The 19,377-nt window shown below is 70.8% G+C and carries 17 protein-coding genes, 1 tRNA gene and 1 other RNA gene; 6 read left to right on the top strand and 13 right to left on the bottom strand.

The window, feature by feature from the left end:
* Positions 1–56 precede the first annotated feature (56 nt).
* A complete protein-coding gene (locus PHA84_RS08995; protein WP_333742263.1) occupies positions 57–1,772 on the top strand; it encodes an IPT/TIG domain-containing protein in 1,716 nt (571 codons plus the stop codon).
* Positions 1,773–2,337: 565 nt separating this feature from the next.
* Here the strand turns inward: PHA84_RS08995 and rnpB are convergent.
* An RNA gene (gene rnpB, locus PHA84_RS08990) (RNase P RNA component class A) lies at positions 2,338–2,735 on the bottom strand.
* A gap of 98 nt (positions 2,736–2,833) precedes the next feature.
* Entirely contained in the window at positions 2,834–4,282 is a 1,449-nt protein-coding gene (locus PHA84_RS08985; RefSeq protein ID WP_442952860.1) for an RNB domain-containing ribonuclease, read from the bottom strand.
* A gap of 87 nt (positions 4,283–4,369) precedes the next feature.
* Here PHA84_RS08985 and PHA84_RS08980 point away from each other — a divergent pair, with 87 nt between their 5' ends.
* On the top strand, positions 4,370–5,116 hold the full coding sequence (locus PHA84_RS08980; protein ID WP_270887755.1) for a YaaA family protein: 747 nt from the start codon (positions 4,370–4,372) through the stop codon (positions 5,114–5,116).
* Between the two features lie 13 nt (positions 5,117–5,129).
* Positions 5,130–6,224, top strand: a complete 1,095-nt coding sequence (locus PHA84_RS08975; protein WP_270887754.1) for an SLC13 family permease — start codon at positions 5,130–5,132, stop codon at positions 6,222–6,224.
* A 66-nt stretch (positions 6,225–6,290) separates the two neighbouring features.
* Here the strand turns inward: PHA84_RS08975 and PHA84_RS08970 are convergent, their stop codons facing one another.
* The 10 genes from PHA84_RS08970 to PHA84_RS08925 form a co-directional block, all read right to left on the bottom strand.
* The gene (locus PHA84_RS08970; protein ID WP_270887753.1) at positions 6,291–7,481 is read right to left on the bottom strand and encodes an O-succinylhomoserine sulfhydrylase; all 1,191 of its coding nucleotides are present in this window, start codon (positions 7,479–7,481) and stop codon (positions 6,291–6,293) included.
* The gene (locus PHA84_RS08965) at positions 7,478–7,891 is read right to left on the bottom strand and encodes a rhodanese-like domain-containing protein (RefSeq protein ID WP_270887752.1); all 414 of its coding nucleotides are present in this window, start codon (positions 7,889–7,891) and stop codon (positions 7,478–7,480) included. Before PHA84_RS08965 ends, PHA84_RS08970 begins: the two co-directional genes overlap by 4 nt.
* A gap of 63 nt (positions 7,892–7,954) precedes the next feature.
* Positions 7,955–9,094, bottom strand: coding sequence for a bifunctional RNase H/acid phosphatase (locus PHA84_RS08960; protein ID WP_270887751.1), 1,140 nt, complete (start codon positions 9,092–9,094; stop codon positions 7,955–7,957).
* A gap of 3 nt (positions 9,095–9,097) precedes the next feature.
* Entirely contained in the window at positions 9,098–9,739 is a 642-nt protein-coding gene (locus PHA84_RS08955; protein ID WP_442952865.1) for a zinc ribbon domain-containing protein, read from the bottom strand.
* Positions 9,740–9,834: 95 nt separating this feature from the next.
* Entirely contained in the window at positions 9,835–10,695 is an 861-nt protein-coding gene (locus tag PHA84_RS08950) for a Nif3-like dinuclear metal center hexameric protein (RefSeq protein ID WP_270887750.1), read from the bottom strand.
* Between the two features lies 1 nt (position 10,696).
* Positions 10,697–10,769: transfer RNA gene (locus PHA84_RS08945), tRNA-Val, on the bottom strand.
* A gap of 109 nt (positions 10,770–10,878) precedes the next feature.
* The gene (locus PHA84_RS08940) at positions 10,879–11,346 is read right to left on the bottom strand and encodes a peroxiredoxin (RefSeq protein ID WP_270887749.1); all 468 of its coding nucleotides are present in this window, start codon (positions 11,344–11,346) and stop codon (positions 10,879–10,881) included.
* 20 nt (positions 11,347–11,366) lie between these two features.
* Entirely contained in the window at positions 11,367–11,792 is a 426-nt protein-coding gene (locus tag PHA84_RS08935) for a DUF3052 domain-containing protein (RefSeq protein WP_270887748.1), read from the bottom strand.
* 129 nt (positions 11,793–11,921) lie between these two features.
* Positions 11,922–13,418 (bottom strand): PH domain-containing protein, encoded by a 1,497-nt coding sequence (locus tag PHA84_RS08930; RefSeq protein ID WP_270887747.1) that lies wholly within the window; start codon positions 13,416–13,418, stop codon positions 11,922–11,924.
* A 23-nt stretch (positions 13,419–13,441) separates the two neighbouring features.
* Complete coding sequence (locus tag PHA84_RS08925; protein ID WP_270887746.1) at positions 13,442–13,963, bottom strand: PH domain-containing protein; 522 nt, start codon at positions 13,961–13,963, stop codon at positions 13,442–13,444.
* Positions 13,964–14,007: 44 nt separating this feature from the next.
* Here PHA84_RS08925 and fdhD point away from each other — a divergent pair, with 44 nt between their 5' ends.
* From fdhD to PHA84_RS08910, 3 genes are all read left to right on the top strand, one after another.
* Complete coding sequence (fdhD, locus tag PHA84_RS08920) at positions 14,008–14,889, top strand: formate dehydrogenase accessory sulfurtransferase FdhD (protein WP_270887745.1); 882 nt, start codon at positions 14,008–14,010, stop codon at positions 14,887–14,889.
* Positions 14,890–14,984: 95 nt separating this feature from the next.
* Positions 14,985–17,759: a pyruvate dehydrogenase (acetyl-transferring), homodimeric type gene (aceE, locus tag PHA84_RS08915; RefSeq protein ID WP_270887744.1), complete on the top strand. Its 2,775-nt coding sequence runs from the start codon at positions 14,985–14,987 to the stop codon at positions 17,757–17,759.
* 78 nt (positions 17,760–17,837) lie between these two features.
* Positions 17,838–18,755: an NAD-dependent epimerase/dehydratase family protein gene (locus PHA84_RS08910; protein WP_270887743.1), complete on the top strand. Its 918-nt coding sequence runs from the start codon at positions 17,838–17,840 to the stop codon at positions 18,753–18,755.
* A gap of 199 nt (positions 18,756–18,954) precedes the next feature.
* On the opposite strand, the gene PHA84_RS20695 is transcribed toward PHA84_RS08910, so the two are convergent.
* Positions 18,955–19,116 (bottom strand): hypothetical protein, encoded by a 162-nt coding sequence (locus PHA84_RS20695; protein WP_333742260.1) that lies wholly within the window; start codon positions 19,114–19,116, stop codon positions 18,955–18,957.
* Positions 19,117–19,377: the final 261 nt, after the last annotated feature.

Here is a 19,377-nt window from a genome sequence, read left to right as displayed (position 1 = left end):
GGAAGCTGGCACAGCTGCTTCCGACTGTGACTCGCGACGGATGATGGAGATTCGCGATGCACGCTTCCCAGGGGTCCTCCGTGCGGTCACATCTGATGCGTCGCGCCATCGTTGCGGCCCTCGCTTGTCTGGTGGGGCTGGTCGGCGTGGAGGGCGGGGCGGTCCCCGCCGCGGCGGCGACCCGGCCGGTGGTGACCGCCGTCTCCCCGACGTCTGGTTCCACGAACGGCGGGACCCGTGTGACTGTCACCGGCCGCGCGTTCTCGCATGTTCGGGGCGTGCAGTTCGGGACGGTGGCTGGCACGTTGGTGCGGGTACTGTCGTCCACCAAGCTTCAGGTAACCAGTCCCCGACATGCGGTCGGGAGGATTGACGTTCGGGTCCTGACCACAGCTGGCCGCTCAGCACTGGTCACTGCTGATCGCTTTACGTTCTTCGCACCTCCACGCGTCGCTGCCGTGGCTCCTATGTCTGGGCCGACGGGCGGCGGCACCCGGGTGACGGTCACAGGCACCGGCTTCAGGCGGGTCACCGCGGTTCGGTTCGGCACGAGTGCGGGGACCGCGGTGTCGGTGCTGTCGACCACCAAGCTGCTGGTTACTGCCCCCGCCCACACCCTGGCTGCCGTTCATGTGCGGGTTTCCGGGGCTTACGGCACGTCACCGGCGGTCGCGGCAGACGTCTTCACCTTCTTCACACCGCCACGCGTCACGGCCGTGGCTCCTACGTCTGGACCGACGGGCGGCGGCACCCGGGTGACGGTCACAGGCACCGGCTTCAGGCGGGTCACCGCGGTTCGGTTCGGCACGAGTGCGGGGACCGCGGTGTCGGTGCTGTCGACCACCAAGCTGCTCGTTACTGCCCCCGCCCACGCCCTGGGTGCCGTTCATGGGCGGGTTTCCGGCGCCTACGGCACCTCGAGCGCGGCGACCGCCGACGTCTTCACCTACCTGGCCCCACCAGCAACGGCACCGCCTGGCAGCTACACCGGGTCCGATGGTCAGTCGCGTCCGTTGACGTTCTTCGTCTCGGCTCCCGGTACGGCGCTGCAGGACGTCTCGGTGCCGACCGTGGATCTGGCCTGTGTCCCCGACGGCGCCGCCGCCTTCGACAAGATACAGATCGCCTCGATCGCTCTGAACGCCGACGGGTCGTTTGCCTCGACCACCACCCAAAGCGGCGTCTTCGCCGGCCACCCCGCAACGTTCACCTACGTCTTCAACGGTCACCTGGCCGGCGCGACGACCGGTGGAGCACAGAAACTGGCTGGCACGCTACGGGAGTCGATCTCCTACACCGACACACCAGCCCGGGACTGCACCAGCAACGACCAGGCCTGGAACGCCACCCGCGACACCCAGCCGGCGCAGCCCACCACCGCCCCACCATCGGGCAGCTACACCGGGGCCGACACCCAGTCACGTCCGTTGACGTTCTTCGTCTCGGCTCCCGGTACGGCACTGCAGGACGTCTCGGTGCCGACCGTGGATCTGGCCTGTGTCCCCGACGGCGCCGCCGCCTTCGACAAGATACAGATCGCCTCGATCGCTCTGAACGCCGACGGGTCGTTTGCCTCGACCACCACCCAAAGCGGCGTCTTCGCCGGCCACCCCGCAACGTTCACCTACCGCTTCAACGGAAACGTCCACGGCCTGAGTCCCTCCGGGCTACCACGGCTGGCTGGCACGCTACGGGAGTCCATCTCCTACACCGACACACCGGCCCGGGACTGCACCAGCAACGACCAGGCCTGGAACGCCACCAAGTCGTAGAGCGCGCGCAGTCGGGAGCTGGGTACGAGCCGGCGCCGGGGCCCTGTTGCTGCGCCGGGTGGGCGCGACCGGGCGGACGGACTGGTCCTCGATGCCGTGCGCGATCCGCCACCACGAGCGGCGTGAGGCGAGCACCAGGCCCTGGTCCCACGCCGACGCGAACGAGTAATCCACCGAAACCTCGTCCGCCCAGCCCGCCGTGATCCTCTCCGCGACCACGACACGATCGGCCCGGCTGCTCCGCGATGCGTGCGCCCGATCTCTCTGCCGTACCGGTTCGGTGACCCGCTCCCGCGGATTCGACCGGTAATGCCACGTCGACCGAGACACCGCGGGCCATTTCGAGCGCCTGCCGTTGCGACTTCCTAATCGTCGTCAGTTGTCCGACGAGGCCGTTTTCGGCATCGAGGAGTCGGACGCATCGGTCATCGGCCCGTTCGCGGCGGGCTCTTGCTCGGAGAGGGCAGCTACCTGATTGGAGGTTGACTGGCCTGGCCGGCCAGGGACTATTTGCGGACTGTCGACCATCCGGAGAGAGAAACCCGCAGGTCAAAGGGCGCAGAAGTGGATGAGTCGGTCGATACGCCGGGTTCTGTCCCGCGGCGCCGTTGCCGGCGCCGCGGTGACGGTCATCCATCTAGGACAGCCGTTGCCGACTGCCTCCAGCGCTCTACCCGTGCACTCGGGCGGGCCGCCCTCGGACGTGCACTGTCTGAGCTTGCTCCAGGTGGGGTTTACCGAGCCGACCTGGTCACCCAGGCCGCTGGTGGTCTCTTACACCACCGTTTCACCCTTACCGCGGCGCCTGCCCGGCCTGAGCCGGGTGGTTCGTCGTGGCGGTCTGTTCTCTGTGGCACTGTCCCGCGGGTCGCCCCGGGTGGCCGTTAGCCACCACCTTGCCCTGTGGAGCCCGGACGTTCCTCGGCAGTGGTTTCCCACTGACGCGACCGCCTGACCGACTCATCCGCTCACAAGGATAGGGCAGCGTGACCGGCGACCCATCATGGCGTCCGTCATGCGGCGCGGAATGGCGCCGTTCATGCGGCCTGGAAGGGCGGCCGTCATACGACCCGGAACCGCACCGTCCCCGTCGAGACGGTCGCCTCGACGAGCTCGACGCGCACGGACGTGCCGAGCTCGCTCTCCCCCTCCGCGTTGGCCAGCACCGCGGGATCCTGCAGCTGTACCAAGGCCCTGCCGTTCTCCCGCTTGTCCACGACCATGGCGTCGAAGACCTCGCCGACGCGGTCTTCGAGCGCTGCGGCCTCGACGGCGTCCGCGCAGCCGCGCTCGACCCCGCCGGCGACCTTGTCCGACGCGGCCATGATCTCGGGCAGCGAGGGGAGCGCCTCCCGGACCCAGCCGGGCACCGGGGTGCCGGTGGACACCGCCTCGCACAGCGCCAGTCCGAATCGGTCGACGAGCCGGCGCAAGGGGGCCGTGACGTGCGCGTAGGGCGCTGCCACTGCGGCGTGCTCGGTCTGCTCCGGCAGCTCGCCGTCGAATGGCGTGTACCCCGCCCCGCGGAACAGCGATGTGGCCTCGTGGATGAGGGCCAGGTGCTTGGGGTTCGTGCGGTCCAGGGTGCGAAGGAACTCCCCGTACGAGATCTCGTCCGGCCACTGCACGCCCAAGGCGCGACATGCGTGGCGGAACCGGCCGAGGGCGTTCTCGTCAGGCGCGGGCATGGTCCGTAGGACCCCGATCCTGGCCTTCATCATCATGGCTCCGGCGGCCATACCGGCCATCAGCGACAGCTGCGCGTTCCAGTCCTCCGCCGGAAGCGGCGGACGGAAGTGCAACCGGTAGTGGCCGTTGTCGTCCTCGCTGACCTCCTGCTCGGGCATGGGCAGGCTGGCTCCCCCTCGACGCCGCTCGTACGCGATCCGAGCCAGCCCGACCTCCTTGAGCAGGACGAGCCGCTCGTCCGCCGAGCCGCTGTCCACCGCCTGCTGCACACCGTCGTAGTCGAGCCGGTCCGTGGAGCGGACGAGCGCGCGGTAGAGGCTGACGTCGGTGTCCTCACCATCCCCGTCGAGCACGATGTCCCAGACGAAGGCCGGACGCACCTGCCCTGGCAGCAGGCTGGCAGCACCTTCGGAAAGCACCGGCGGGTGCAGCGGGATGCGCTCGTCCGGCGCGTAGATCGTCTGCCCTCGCCTGCGGGTCTCGCCGTCGAGGGCACCACCCGGCCTCACGAAGGCAGGCACGTCGGCGATCGCATACCGGACGCGGTAGCCCTGCCCGTGCCGCTCGATGTGCAGGGCCTGGTCGAGGTCCTGGGACCCAGGGGGGTCGATGGTCAGGAAGGGCACCGCCGTCTCGTCCCGCTGCGGCGCGTCGGTCGGCGAGCCGGCGGCCTGCTCCGCCTCCGCCTGCGCCGCCTCGGGGAACTGCGTCGGCACGTCGAGCTCGGCGCGGACAGCCGCGAACCGCGCCGCCAAGGCGGCGCTCTGTTCGACGGCCTTGTCGGCAACCGGCCGACGGACCTCGATTCTGCGCATCAGCATGAGGCCAACGTAACCGGAAAGCGCAGGCGACAGCCCTTGGACGGACACGCGGTGGGTCCGGCGAGCGAGCCGCCTACCCTTGGCCTCGTGCTGATCCTGCTTCCGCCCTCGGAGTCCAAGACAGAGCGGCGCAGAGGCCGGCCCGTCGACCCGCTCGCCCTCTCCTTCCCGTCGCTGTCGCAGACGCGCCGCGACGTGGCCGAGGCAGTCGCGAAGGTGAGCGCCCATCCTGACGCCGCCACCACGCTCGGCGTGAGCCACAACCTCACCGCAGAGATCGCACGGAACCTGGCACTGGGCTCGGCGCCCGCCGCGCCCGCGTCACGCGTCTACTCGGGAGTGCTGTACGACGCGCTGGACTACGCGAGCCTGGGACCGGGCGCCAAGCGGCGCGCCAACCGCTGGCTGGTCGTCGTCTCGGCGCTCTACGGCGCGGTGCGCCCTACGGATCTCATCGCCCCGTACCGCCTCTCCATGGCGGTGAACCTGCCTGGAGTGGGGCCGCTGGCCTCCGCCTGGAAGCCGGAGCTCGAACGGGTGCTGCCCGACGTCGCGGGGCGGGGCGTGGTCGTCGACTGCCGGTCGAGCACGTACGCCGCGGCTTGGGTACCGCGTGGGCCACTGGCCGAGCGCTGGGTCCAGGTCCGGGTCCCGGGCGCCACCCACCAGGCCAAGCACACCCGCGGCCTGGTGGCGAGGAGGCTGTGCGAGCTGGGACGCGACGCCCGGCGAGTGCCCGACCTGCCCACCTTCCTGCGTGACGCGTTCACCGTGGAGTTGCACGAGCCCGCCCGGCCGGGAGGTCCCTGGGTCCTCGACGCCGCCGCCCGATGAAGGAACCACGACCGTGACGGCAGCGGAGCTCGACGGGCTGGCGACCCGAGTGGGACCCGTCCTCGTCTTCTTCGTCGCCATCACGGTCGTCGCCGAGATCGCCGACGCAGCAGGGGTGTTCGACGTCGCCGGTCACTGGACCGCGCGAGCCGGCCGGCACCGTACGCCGCTTCTGTGGCTGCTCTTCGTCGTCGTCGCGGTAGCCTGCACGGTCTTCCTGTCGCTGGACACCACGGCCGTCCTGCTCACCCCTGTCGGCATCTCCGTCGCAGCGCAGCTCGGCCTCTCCCCCGTCCCCTTCGCCCTCACGACGCTGTGGCTCGCCAACACGGCGAGCCTGCTGCTACCGGTCTCGAACCTCACCAACCTCCTTGCGCAGCAACGGTTCCACCTGCTGGACCTGGGGCACGCCGGGTACGTACGGCTGGCGGCGGCGCCGGCTCTCGGAGCGGTGCTGGGCACCGTGCTGGTGCTCTATGTCAGCCACCGCACGGCGCTGGCCGGGCACTATGTCACCGAGGCGCCGCCCCAGCCGCACGACCGGACGATGCTCGTGGTGGCCGGTGGCGTCTGCCTGACCGTCGGACCGCTCTTCGCCCTCGGCTTCTCCCCGGCCTGGGTCGCCGGCCTGGCCGCGGTGGCGCTCGTCATGATTGCCTCCGCGCGCAACCGTTCGATGGTCGCAGGGCTGGCGGTCCCGTGGCGCATGGCACTGGGCGTGGCCCTGCTCTTCGTCACAGTGGACCTCGCCCTGCGCCATGGGCTGCAGCCACTACTCCTGTCGGCCACCGGAACGGGAAGCTCTCCGGGCGACCTCGCCAGGGTGGTCGGCATCGGCGCGCTTGCCGCGAACGCCGGGAACAACCTGCCGGCCTACGCCGCCCTGGAGTCGGTCACCTCGGACTCACCGCACAGGCTGATGGCGCTGCTCGTCGGCGTCGACGTGGCGCCACTGGTGACGCCATGGGCCTCGCTCGCCACGGTGCTGTGGGCGCAGCGGTGCAGGGCTCGTGGCGTGAGCGTGCCGATGCGCACGCTGGTGGTCCAGGGCGCCGCCTGCGCGGCGGTCTCCGCGGGGCTCGCCTGGGCGGGCCTGCTGCTCGGCTGAGCGGCGACGCGCAGCTGCACCCGCTGGGCCGTGGGAGCCCGCGTTCACCGTCGTCGCGCTCGAACCTCAGCCCAGCCCGCGCCGAAGGTCCTCGATGACGTCCAGCGGGTCCTCCAGGCCTACGGAGATCCGCACCGTCCCGTCGGTGATGCCCACCGCGGTTCGCGCCTGCGGCGTGAGCCGTCGGTGCGTCGTGGTGGCGGGATGGGTGACCATGGACTTCGCGTCCCCGAGGTTGTTGCTGATGTCCACGACCTCCAGGGCGTTCATCAGGGCGAACGCCGCCTCCTTGCCGCCGTCGAGGTCGAAGGTGACGACCGTCCCGCCGCCCAGCATCTGTCGACGAGCCAGCTCGTACTGCGGGTGCGAGTCCAGCCACGGGTACAGGACCGTGGCGACCTTCGGGTGCTCCTGCAGGGCGCGCGCCACAGCCAGAGCGTTCTCGGCCTGCCGGGTCACCCGCAGGCTCAGCGTCTCCAGACCCTTGACGAGCACCCACGCGTTGAAGGGCGACATCGCGGGACCAGTGTGCCGCATGAGGTTCTTGACCGGTCCGTCGATGAAGTCGCGGGTCCCGAGGACCGCCCCGCCCAAGGTGCGACCCTGGCCGTCGATGTGCTTGGTGGCCGAGTACACGACCACGTCGGCACCATGCTCGAGCGGCCGCGAGAACACCGGCGTGCCGAAGACGTTGTCCACCACGACCCGCGCCCCGGCGGCATGGGCCAGGTCGGCCACCGCGCGCATGTCCACGAGCTCCTGCATGGGGTTGCTCGGGGTCTCGAAGAACACCGCCTGCGTCGGCTCCGAGAGCGCCTGACGCCACTGCTCGAGGTCGGGACCGTCGACGAAGACCGTCTCGACGCCCCACCGCGGCAGGATCTCGTCGAGGATGACGAAGCACGACCCGAACAGACCGCGCGAGGACACCACCCGGTCGCCGTTGCCGAGCAGCGCGGCAAGGGCGACGAACACCGCAGACATGCCGGACGCCGTCGCGAAGCAGGCCTCGGCGCCCTCGAGGTCGCGCAGCCGCTGCTCGAACATGGTGACGGTCGGGTTTCCATAGCGGGAGTAGATGAAGTGCTCGACCTCGTCCTTGAAGGCCGCCTCAGCCTGCTCGGCACTCTCGTAGACGAAGCCGGAGGTCAGGAAGAGCGCCTCAGAGGTCTCGTCGAAGCTGCTGCGGGTCAGGCCGCCCCGCACAGCCACCGTGTCAGGCCGTGGCCCTCCAGAGACGGGCACGTCGCTGCTCATCCCTGCCTCCACGGCAGGCCGGCGTTCTTCCACCCGGCTACGGTGCGGTGGCCGTGGTCGTCCTGCGGCCCCTCGAACCCGTCGAGCACGTTGTACGCCGGACCCAGGCCCGAAGCCGTGGCCGCCTCCGCCGCCGCCAGGGAGCGGACTCCCGAGCGGCACAGGAAGTACAGCGGGGCGCCGTCCGGCAGCCCCGCGTCCTGGAGCTGCTCCACGAAGTCACCGTTGAGGGCGCCGTCGGGGAACCGCTGCCACTCCACACAGACCACCCGTTTGCCGAGGGCGGTCAGGTCGGGGAGCCCCACATAGGTCCACTCCGCGCTGGTGCGGACGTCGACGAGGACCGCGTCCTGGTCCGCAGCCAGGGCGGCATACGTCTCCTCGGGTGCCAAGTCTCCGGCGTAGCTCATGCGGCCAGCCTAGGACGCCAGTCACATGCCGAGACGCCGGGGCCACATGGTGGGCGAGGCGAGTCAGGTGCGGTTGGTGAAGGCGACGGAGGCGTTGCCGTCCGCCCACACCTCGACTGCCGTGAGCGAACCCGGCGCGGCCGCGAGGCGCCATATCGTCTCGTGGGGGATCTGGAGCAGGTGAGCGAGCACGACCATGATCGGCTTGCGGTGGCACACCACGACGGTCGTCCCGCCCGCCGCGACGACGCGCTGGAACGCCGCCAGCACCCGGGTCTGCAGCTGCAGGTGCGACTCACCGCCCGGTCGGGCGTATGCGGGGTCGGCGCGCAGGGCGGCGAGCTCGCCGGGATGGCCCCGCACGAGGTCGGGGATGCTGGCGCCGTCCCAGTCGCCGAAGTCCTGCTCGTCGAAGTCCGCGTCGACCTGCGCCACCACGCCGATCGCGGCAGCCACCTCGGCCCCGGTCTGCCGCGCCCGGGCGAGCGACGACGTGACGACCTGCGCAGGCGCTCCCGCGAGCAGGTGCACCGCCGCACGGCCGGCAGCCACCGCCTGCGCCCGGCCCGCCTCGTTGAGCCCGGGGTCGGCGCCGCCCCGCCCGTCGAGCCGCGACGCGACCGTGAAGTCGGTGACCCCATGACGGATGAGCAGGACGCGGGTCGGCGTGCCGGCCTCGGGTGGGACGTCTGCGCCGAGGACCGTCGTGACGGCCGGGTCGACGAGCTGCTCGACCGCCTGGGCGGTCTCGACCTCCGGCTCGGCGAGAAGACGGTCGACGGTGCGTCCGTCCATCCCGACGTTGGACAGCGCGTCGGCGTCCTTGTTCCTCTCCCGGGGGATCCACGTGAAGGACACCGAGCCACCGGCGGCAGTGATGCGGGCGCAGAGGTCCCGTGCCTGCGACGCCAGGCGTCGCATGTCCTTGTGCTTGATCTTCCAGCGGCCGGCCATCTGCTCGACGACGAGCTTCGAGTCCATCCGGACCTCGACGTCGGCCCCCGGCTCGATGCGGTGCGCAGCCTGGAGGCCGGCGATCAGGCCGGAGTACTCCGCGACGTTGTTGGACTGCCTGCCCAGGGGTGCCGCACCCTCCCAGATGACTACCCCGCTGCCCGGGTCACGCACCAGCGCGCCGTAGCCGGCGACTCCGGGGTTGCCTCGCGAACCGCCGTCGGCCTCGACGACGAGGGTGCGCCCCACGGCTCAGAGGCCGGACTCGGCGGTGCGGACGAGGATGCGCCGGCACTCCTCGCAACGCAGCACCTCGTCCGCGGGGGCCGACTTGATGCGCGTCATGTCGACGTTGTTCAGCTCGAGCTGGCAACCGCCGCACCGTCGCTGCCGCAGTGGCGCGGCGCCCAGCCCACCGGACTGCACCCGGATCTTCTCGTAGAGCGTGACCAGGTCCTCCCCCACCCCAGCCACCGTGTCGGGGCGCGGCCGGGCCACCGTCTCGGCCTCGAGGTCGAGGTCCTTGAGCGCCGCGTCCCGCGCTGCCCGCACCTCGTCCAGCTCGGCGGTCAGGGCCTCGCGGTCACGGGTGAGCCTGGCGACCTCGGACTCCGCTGTCTCGGCCCGCTCCATGATCTCGATCTCGACGTCCTCGAGCTCGGACTGCCGTCGACGCAGGGACTCGAGCTCGTGCTGGATGGCTTGCAGGTCCTTGGCCGAACCGGTGCCCGAGTCGAGCCTGGACTGGTCCCGCGCCGCCCGGGCGCGCACCAGCTGGACGTCGGCCTCCGCCTTGGACACCTCACGCTGGATGTCGTCCAGGGCGGTCTGCGCCCGAACGAGCTCGGAGTCCAGGGCCGAGGCCCGCGCCTCGAGGGCGGCGAGCTGCGCCAGCTGCGGAAGGTTCCGGCGGGCGTGGGCTATCTGGTCGATCCTCGTGTCGATGGCCTGCAGGTCGAGCAGTCGCCACTGACGGGACGGGTCGGCTTTCAGGACGTACCTCCGGAAGCAGGATGCGAGCGGGTACCGACGACGAAGTCCCAGGGGTCGGTACGCAGGGTCGAGATGTGGGTCTCCACCTTAGGTCCCCGTCCGTCGGCCCCGGCAAGCGAGGCCCCGAGTCGTCGTGCGGCCGACGCGAGCCACAGCGACTCGGTGGCCCAGTGCCCGGCGTCGACGATGTACGGCGGGCCGCCGCGGGTCTCCTCCCGAGCCTCCAGTACGGGGTGGTGGCGCAGGTCCGCGGTGAGGTACACGTCGGCGCCGCTGGCCCTGACCTGCTCGAACAGGTCGTCGCCGGCGCCCCCCATGACGGCGACCCGCTCGACCTGGGCCTGTGGAGGGCCGGCGACCCGCAGGCCACCTGCGGTCGTGGGGAGCGCTGCCGCGGCCGCCTGCGCGAACTCGGCCAGCGATATCGGGGACGGCAGGCGGCCGACCCTGCCCAGGGGGTGCCCCTCCACCACGGCCAGCGGCTCGACGTCGAGCAGCCCCATCGCCTCGGCGAGCGCGTCGTTCACCCCTGGCGAGGCGGCGTCGGCGTTGGTGTGGGCGACGTAGAGGGCGATGTCGTGAACCACCAAGGCGGTCACAGCGGCACCCTTGGCCCGGTTCGTGGCGACGCTGTGGACGCCCCGGAGCAGTAGCGGGTGATGGGTCACGAGGAGGTCTGCGCCCAGCGCGCGCGCCTCCTCGATGACGGCCAGTGTCGGGTCGACCGCGAAGAGCACCCGTTCCACCCGTTGTCCCAGGTCGCCGGAGACCAGACCGACCTGGTCCCACGACTGGGCGGTCGCCGCAGGGTAGAGACCCTCGAGCGCGGGGAGGACCTCGGCGAGAGTCAGCTGCACGTGGGCCCGGCCGGGCTCGAACCGACGACATCCACGGTGTAAACGTGGCGCTCTACCAACTGAGCTACAGGCCCCGGCACCGAACGGAGCCAGGTGGTTCCACGCGGTGCGCGCGTCATTGTGTCAGGTCCGCAGTCGAGGTGCGGCCCCTGTCCGCTACGACCAGTCTCGGCTGCAGTTCCGTCAGCGCAGCGCTGCAAGCGCCGCGTGGTAGCCCGTGAAGTCCCGGGCCTGTCCGATCTCGTTGACCAGGGTCCACCGGACGACGCCGTCGCGGTCCACCAGGAACGTACCCCGCACCGCAGCGCCCGCCCGCTCGTTGAGGACGCCGTACGCCCGAGCGACCTCGCCATGGGGCCAGAAGTCGGAGAGCAAGGGGAAGAAGTACCCCTCCTTGTCAGCCCAGGCGCGCTGGCTGAACATGTGGTCGCAGGACAGCGCGAGCACCTGGACGTCCTCGTCGACGAAGGCGCCGAGGTTGTCCCTGATCTCGCACAGCTCGCCGGTGCAGATCCCGGAGAACGCGAACGGGTAGAACACCAGCACCACGTTCTTCGAGCCACGGAACTCGGACAGTGTGACGTCCTGGCCGTTCTGGTCCTTGAGCGCGAAGTCAGGGGCTGCGGCGCCGATGGATAGCGGGGAGGTCATGTGCGGAGTCTGCCAGGGGGTCAGCGTCGTCCGGACTTGGGTGCTGCCAGGCGGGTGGCAGTCCAGTCCTCACACGCGTTGATCGTGCCGGAGGTATGCAGACCGGCCGTCGTCGCGGCCTCCTCGATGTCGCTCGCCTGGACGTGGCCCTCGCGTCCAGCCTTGGGCGTCAGGACGACGATGGAACCGCCCTCGGCGAGGTTGGTGAGCCCGTCCACGACCGCGTCGACGAGGTCGCCGTCGTCCTCCCGCCACCAGATGAGCACCCCGTCGGCGACGTCGCCGTAGTCCTCGTCCTCCAGCTCGTTGGTCGTGAGGTCCTCGATGGCGAAACGCAGCTCGTCGTCGACGTCGGAGTCGTAGCCGAACTCCTGGATGACCTGTCCAGCGGTGAAGCCCAGACGGCCCACCGTGTTGTGCAGCGCGGCATGCGCTGGCGTGCTCACAGCCTCTTCCGTCCCCTCATTGCGGTTGTTGCCGGTAAGTCCACCGGGTTGCGGCCCGATTTTCAACCGCTGCGGGGAATCCGGACCGTTTTCCGGGCCGGCGTCGGCGCAGGTCGGGCAACGCCACGCTCAGACGGGGCGCCGGGCGTGCCGGGAGCGGAGGACCTGTTCGTCAAGGAGGCGCAGAGCCTCGTCCTGGTCCAGGTGCGGTACCACCACTGACACCGGTCCGGGGGTGGACACCAGCCTGACGGACGCGACGCCGCGCAGGCGCTGGACCGGCCCCTGCTCCACCTTGAGGGACTGCACCCGGGCATGGGGCACGAACTGCGCCGACCGGTAGAGCCTGCCTCGGCGAGCCACAAGACAGCCCGGCGCGACCGCGTACCCCTGACGGCGCCAACCGAGCGGGTCGAGCAGCCGCGCACCCCGGCCCGAGACCACGAACCCGCTGCCCGTGCCGGCCCCGACCGCGGCCTCCACCGCGGTCGGGGGCGGCACGTCGGGGAGCACCAGCGCCAGGACACGGAGCGCCTCCGCCAAGGTACCCACCGGCAGGAGCACCGTCTGGGTCTCCTTGTCGTCGTGCACCGCGCCGGCGACGTTCACCTGGATCCGCCACCATCCCGTCAGCCGCCACGGCAGCGGCTGGCTGAGCTGCACCGCCTGGATGCGGTGCAGCGGCACCGTGGTGGCACGCAGGTCGGTCAGCCCGTGGCGGACCCGGAGGCGGTGCCCTTCGTGGAGCAGCTCGAAGTTGCCCTCGCGGGTCAGCCGCTTGAGGTGGCCGCTGCCGACGGCCAGGGTCATGGGCCCGAGCCAGGCGATCATCTCCGGCACTCCGAGGGCCACGGAGATGGCCAAGGCCGGCACCGCGAGCAGGATCACCAGCCCAGGACCGCTGTACGCCGCAGCCTGGAGGATCCGCGCGTTCGGCACCTTGACCACCCGCGAGCCGCCGGTCGCCGGCAGGGACCCGCCTGGGTGCGCCGACCCGGGCTGGGACCGCGGTTGTGCCTGCGCGTCCACCGCGTCGTCGACCACGTCACGTGCCTCAGCGGCGGGCACGACCGTTCCGACCGTTCCCGCGCCGTCGTCGCCGCGAGCCAGTGCCAGGAGCTGGTCGCGGAGCCGCTGCGCCGTGCCGTCGGTGAGGAAGGCCAGACGAACGTGGGAGTCCTTGCCCCCCGCGGACTGGACCACGAGCTCGGACAGCCCCGTGAGCCGGGCCAGGAGGGGCCGCCCCACGTCGACCGCCTGGATCCTGTCGAACGGCACCTGACGGTGCTGTCGGAAGACGACTCCCGTACGCAGCTCCACCAGGGAGGCGGTGACCCGGTAGCGGGAGAACCGCCAGGACACCCACGCTCCGGCCACGATCGCAACGAGGACGAGCAGTACGGCGAGCGCGGCCCACCCGAGGTGGCCGTGCGTCGGGTCGTCCGGTCTCGCTCCGAACAAGGCGTCGAGCTGCTGGGAGAGGACGTAGGCGACGACCGCGACGAAGGCGATGCCGCCGCGCAGGAGGGGCGACAGCGGATGCAGGTGGGTCCAGCCCCCCGACGGCAGTGGGCTCGACGGCTGGGGGCCCGTCGGCTGGGGGCCCGTCGGCTGTGGACTGTTCACAGAGGACTCTTCACGGACGCTCGTCACAGACCGGCCCGCTGCGACTCGCCGCGAGCGGCCAGCCGTGTCCGGAGGGCTTCGGCCTCGGCCGTGGGGAGGCCCGGAACGTGTGCGCCACTCTCCGGCGAGGCGGTGTGCAGCTCCACCGTGGCGAGGTCGAACCGGCGCTGCAGGGGCCCGGACTGGACGTCCACGAACTGCAGCCGGCCATACGGGACGCTCACCAGCGTCCGGAAGAGACGACCTCGGCGGACCACCAGCTCCTCCGGCCCCTCCGCCCACGTGATGGCCGGCACCTGCCTGCGGATCACCCACCAGCCGGCGGCGAGGCCGAGCAGAGCCACCGCCACCGCGGCCCAGAAACCGCCCCAGGCCAGGAGCGCGAGCGCGACCGCCAGGACGACCACCGGGAGCGCCACCGCCGTGAGCACGATCAGGCGCGCAGTCGCGAGCTTCGGTGACACGGGCCGCCAGGGCATCCCCGCGTCGGAGTAGAGATGGACGGACGGCGCATCGGCCGTCACGTCGCGGGAGGTGTCGCTCACGGCCCCAACTTAGCTGTGGCCGCCGGGCGGCATACATTGCAGTGGTGGGAAGGGTGACGCAGCGCACGCCGGCGGTCCGGGTCGAGGTCACGGCGCAGGGGGTCCGGTCGGTGTCACGACCCGACACGGTCGCGGTGGAGGAGCCGTTGGAGATCCGCGTCGCCGGGGAGTCCGTGTCGGTCACCATGCGCACGCCGGGCGACGACTTCGACCTCACCCTCGGGTACCTGCTCGCCGAGGGGGTGATCGCCGAGGCCACCGACGTGCAGCGGCTGATGCACTGCCTCGACGAGGACGAGACCGGCTCGCCCACGTACAACGTCGTCGACGTGACCCTCGCGCCGGGAGCTCGACCCGACCTGAGCCGTAGCGCCCGCCACACCTATACGACGAGTGCCTGCGGGGTGTGCGGCAAGACCAGCATCGAGGCCGTCACCACCCGGCGCCGGTATGCGGTGGAGTCCGATCCCGTGCGGCTACGGCCCGAGACCCTCGTCGCCATGCCCACGACCCTGCGCGCCCGACAGAAGGTGTTCGACCGGACCGGGGGCCTGCATGCCGCCGGCATCTTCGCCGCCGACGGCCGGCCCTTGGCGGTGCGCGAGGACGTCGGGCGGCACAACGCCGTGGACAAGGTCATCGGGTGGGCGGGGCGCGAGGGCCTGCTCCCGCTCACCGGCCATGTCCTCGTCGTGAGCGCGCGGGCGAGCTTCGAGCTGGTCCAGAAGGCCGTGATGGCAGGCGTGCCCGCGCTCGTCGCCGTCTCCGCCCCGTCCTCGCTCGCCGTGTCGCTGGCCCGTGAGGCCGGGATGACCCTGGTGGCCTTCGCCCGCGAGCCGAAGCTGACCGTGTACGCCGGCGAGCAGCGGCTGGTGCTCGAGCGGAACGACGCCCCGGCACCGGCCGCTCTGCATACTGGCCAGTAGCGGCGTCCGGTTGCGACCCACGCCTCGTCAGGGGGGAAGATGGGTGGAGGCCGCTGAGAACCCTGCGGCCGAGGCGCGAGAAAGGACCCACGACCGTGGCCGCACGCGAGGAAGCCGGACCGATTCTCAACGGCATCCCCAGCCAGCTCCCGGACATCGACCCTGAGGAGACCCAGGAGTGGCTGGACTCCCTCGACGGAGTCATCGAGGACGGGGGACGTCAACGCGCCCGCTATGTGATGCTCAAGCTGCTGGAGCGTGCCCGCGAGATGCAGGTCGGCGTCCCGTCCCTGACCGCGACGGACTACATCAACACCATCGGCCCTGAGCAGGAGCCCTGGTTCCCCGGGGACGAGGAGGTGGAGCGGCGCTACCGCGCCTACCTTCGCTGGAACGCCGCGGTCATGGTGCACCGAGCCCAGCGACCCGGCGTGGGCGTCGGCGGGCACATCTCGACGTACGCCTCCGCCGCCACGCTGTACGAGGTGGGCTTCAACCACTTCTGGCGCGGTGCTGACCACCCCGGCGGTGGCGACCAGGTCTTCTTCCAGGGCCACGCCTCCCCCGGGATGTACGCCCGGGCGTATCTCGAAGGCCGGCTCACCGAGGACCAGCTCGACGGCTTCCGCCAGGAGAAGAGCCACCTCGTGGCGGGCAAGCCACTCGCCCTGCCCTCGTACCCGCACCCGCGGCTCATGCCCGACTTCTGGCAGTTCCCGACGGTCTCGATGGGCATCGGGCCGATGAACGCGATCTACCAGGCGCAGTTCAACAAGTACCTGCACAACCGAGGGCTCAAGAACACCAGCCAGCAGCAGGTCTGGGCGTTCCTCGGCGACGGCGAGATGGACGAGCCCGAGTCCCGCGGCCTGCTCCAGCTCGCCGCCGGCGAGGAGCTCGACAACCTGACGTTCGTCATCAACTGCAACCTGCAGCGGCTCGACGGCCCCGTCCGGGGCAACGGCAAGATCATCCAGGAGCTGGAGGCCTTCTTCCGGGGAGCCGGCTGGAACGTCATCAAGGTCGTCTGGGGCCGTGGCTGGGACCCCCTGCTCGCGCAGGACCGCGACGGCGCCCTGGTGCACCTGATGAACACCACCAGCGACGGTGACTACCAGACGTTCCGCGCCAACGACGGCAAGTACGTGCGCGAGCATTTCTTCGGCCGTGACCCCCGCACGCGGGAGATGGTCAAGGACTGGTCGGACGAGGACGTCTGGTGGCGCCTGAAGCGCGGTGGCCACGACTACCGCAAGGTGTACGCCGCGTACCAGGCGGCGATGAACCACACCGGCCAGCCGACCGTCATCCTGGCGAAGACGATCAAGGGCTACGGCCTCGGCAGCCACTTCGCCGGCCGGAACGCCACCCACCAGATGAAGAAGCTCACCCTGGACGACCTCAAGGGCCTGCGCGACAGCCTGAGGCTGCCGATCTCCGACGAGGTGCTCGAGAAGGACCCGTACGCCCCGCCGTACTTCCACCCGGGACCGGACGACCCCACGATCCAGTACCTCCGGGAGCGGCGCGAGAAGCTGGGCGGCGCCCTTCCAGCCCGCCGCGTCCAGCACGAGCCGCTCAAGCTCCCGGACCACTCGGCCTATGCGGTCGTCAAGAAGGGCACCGGCAAGCAGCAGGTCGCCACCACCATGGCCTTCGTCCGCCTGCTCAAGGAGCTCATGCGCGACAAGGAGTTCGGCAAGCGCGTCGTGCCGATCATCCCGGACGAGGCACGCACCTTCGGCATGGACTCGTTCTTCCCGACGATCAAGATCTACAACCCGCACGGGCAGAACTACACGTCCGTGGACGCCGAGCTGATGCTCGCGTACAAGGAGGCCACGAACGGCCAGATCCTGCATCTCGGCATCAACGAGGCCGGCTCCGTCGCTGCCTTCACGGCCGCCGGCACGTCGTACGCCACGCACGGCCAGCCGATGATCCCGATCTACGTCTTCTACTCGATGTTCGGCTTCCAGCGGACCGGTGACTCGATCTGGGCCGCCGCCGACCAGATGACCCGCGGTTTCCTCATCGGCGCGACGGCCGGACGGACGACCCTGACCGGTGAGGGCCTGCAGCACGCCGACGGCCACAGCCCGCTGCTCGCTGCGACGAACCCGGCGGTGGTGGCCTATGACCCCGCCTTCGCGTTCGAGATCGGGCACATCGTCGAGGACGGCCTGCGCCGCATGTACGGCCAGGACTCCGGCCAGAACGAGAACGTCATCTACTACATCACCGTCTACAACGAGCCGATGAGCCAGCCGGCGGAACCGGAGAACGTCGACCGCGAGGGCATCGTGCGCGGTATGCACCTCTTCGCTCCCGGCATCGCCGACGGCCTCTCGGACGACGCGCCACGGGTCCAGCTGCTCGCCTCGGGGGTGGGCGTTCCGTGGGCCCTGGAGGCCCAGGAGCTGCTGCGCACCGACTGGGGCGTGGTTGCGGACGTGTGGTCGGTCACCTCGTGGAGCGAGCTGCGCCGCGATGGGATGGCGTGCGATGAGCATGCGTTCCTGCACCCCGACGAGGAGCGTCGGGTGCCGTACGTCACCCAGCGGCTGGGCCAGACCCGGGGGCCGGTCGTCGCGGTGTCGGACTACATGCGCCAGGTGCAGGACCAGATCCAGCCCTGGGTGCCCGGCGACTTCGTCTCGTTGGGAGCGGACGGCTTCGGCTTCTCCGACACGCGCCCTGCGGCCCGTCGCTTCTTCCACATCGACGGACCCTCGGTGGCGGTGCGCGCGCTGCAGCAGCTCGCGCAGCGCGGAGAGGTCGACGGCAACGTCGCTCGTGAGGCGGCCTCCCGCTACCGGCTCCTGGACGTCACTGCCGGCACGTCCGGCAACGCGGGCGGCGAGAGCTGACCGACCGGCACGGCTGACAGGTATGCCGCTCGTCCTCCAAGGCGGGCGGCATACCTGTGTCCACGGCAGGATGGGGCCATGTCGACCACTCCCTCGACCAGTTCGTCGCCGGTGGCCGGGCAGGGCCGCGTCGCGGTCACCGGTTCGTCCGGCAAGCTGGGCCGCGCCGTCGTGCACCACCTGCGGAAGCAGGGCCGGCAGGTGGTGTGTCTGGACCGACTGCTCCCGACGGCCGACGCCGGAGAGTTCGTGGCCGTCGACCTGACCGACTACGGCCAGGTCGTCGAGGCGATCTCGGGAGGTGTGGACGAGCACGCCGGTGCCGTCGAGGCCGTCGTCCATCTGGCTGCCGTCCCCGCACCGGGCCTGACGACCAACGCGGCGACGTTCGCGAACAACTCCGCTGCCACGTACAACGTCTTCGCGGCGGCGCGCGCGGTCGGCATCCGGCGCGTGGTGTGGGCCTCGAGCGAGACGGTCCTGGGGCTGCCGTTCGAGACGCCTCCGCCGTACGCCCCGGTGGACGAGGAGTGTCCGCCGCGCCCGGAGTCGACGTACTCGTTGAACAAGGTGCTCGAGGAGGAGATGGCCAGGCAGTTCTGCCGCTGGGACCCGGGGCTCACGATGGTGGGACTGCGCTTCTCGAACGTCATGGACCCGCAGGACTACGAGGCCTTTCCGTCCTTCGACGCGGACCCGTCGCTGCGCAGCTGGAACCTGTGGGGCTACATCGACGCCCGCGACGGTGCGCAGGCCGTGGAGCGGGCCTTGGCGTACGACCGCCCCGGCATGGAGGTGTTCGTCATCGCCAACGCCGACACGGTGATGGGCCGGTCGAGCGCCGATCTCATGCGCGAGGTGTTTCCTGGGGTCGAGCTTCGCAAGGCGCTCGAGGAGCACGAGACCCTGCTGAGCATCGACAAGGCGCGAAGGCTGCTCGGGTACGAGCCGGCCCACTCCTGGCGCGACCACGTCAGGCCCTCCGACACCCCCTGACCCGCCGCCTCCCACGCCTCCCTCCGACGCCTCCGAAGTCTGGGACTTCGGCTCTGCACCCGCGTGTCGCACCCGAAGTCCCGGACTTCGGCTCGTACTGGCGCACGAGCTTCAGGAGGGCCGCCACGGGTCCCGCCCCTCTGCGTGGGAGTACGTCGGGGGCTTGATCCCGCGGATGATCCCGAGCTGCCGGCCGGACTCACGGGAGCCTGGATCGCAGCGCCAGCACCTCGGCGAAGGTGGGCACCTCGTAGCCGTTGTAGACGGTGTTCTCGTGGCGGAGCTGCGGGAGGCGCTCCCTGGCCGGAAGCCTCCTGAGCTCGGCCTGGGCTCGGCGAGGGTGAAGTCCTCGGTGAACCAACCGCTGGTCGATACCCCGTCGACCACTCGGAGATGTCCGGCTCGTGACGATCGACGAGCACCCCGTCCTTGCTCATCACGAGGTCCGGCTCGATGTAGTGGGCACCCAGGGCGACGGACCACTCGTACGCCCGACGGTGTGCTCGGGGCGGTAGCCGGACGCGCCACGGTGGGCGATGACAATTGGGGGCGGCGAGGTCCCCTCGCGAGGACGGCAGGGACAGCTGCGTCACGGAAGGCGTCGGCGACCTGTCGAGCGCGT

The organism is Pedococcus sp. 5OH_020 (assembly GCF_027812955.1).
Classification (GTDB): Bacteria; Actinomycetota; Actinomycetes; order Actinomycetales; family Dermatophilaceae; genus Pedococcus.
The sequence above is the reverse complement of the archived record's forward strand: the minus strand, read 5'-3'. Positions and strand labels throughout refer to the sequence as shown.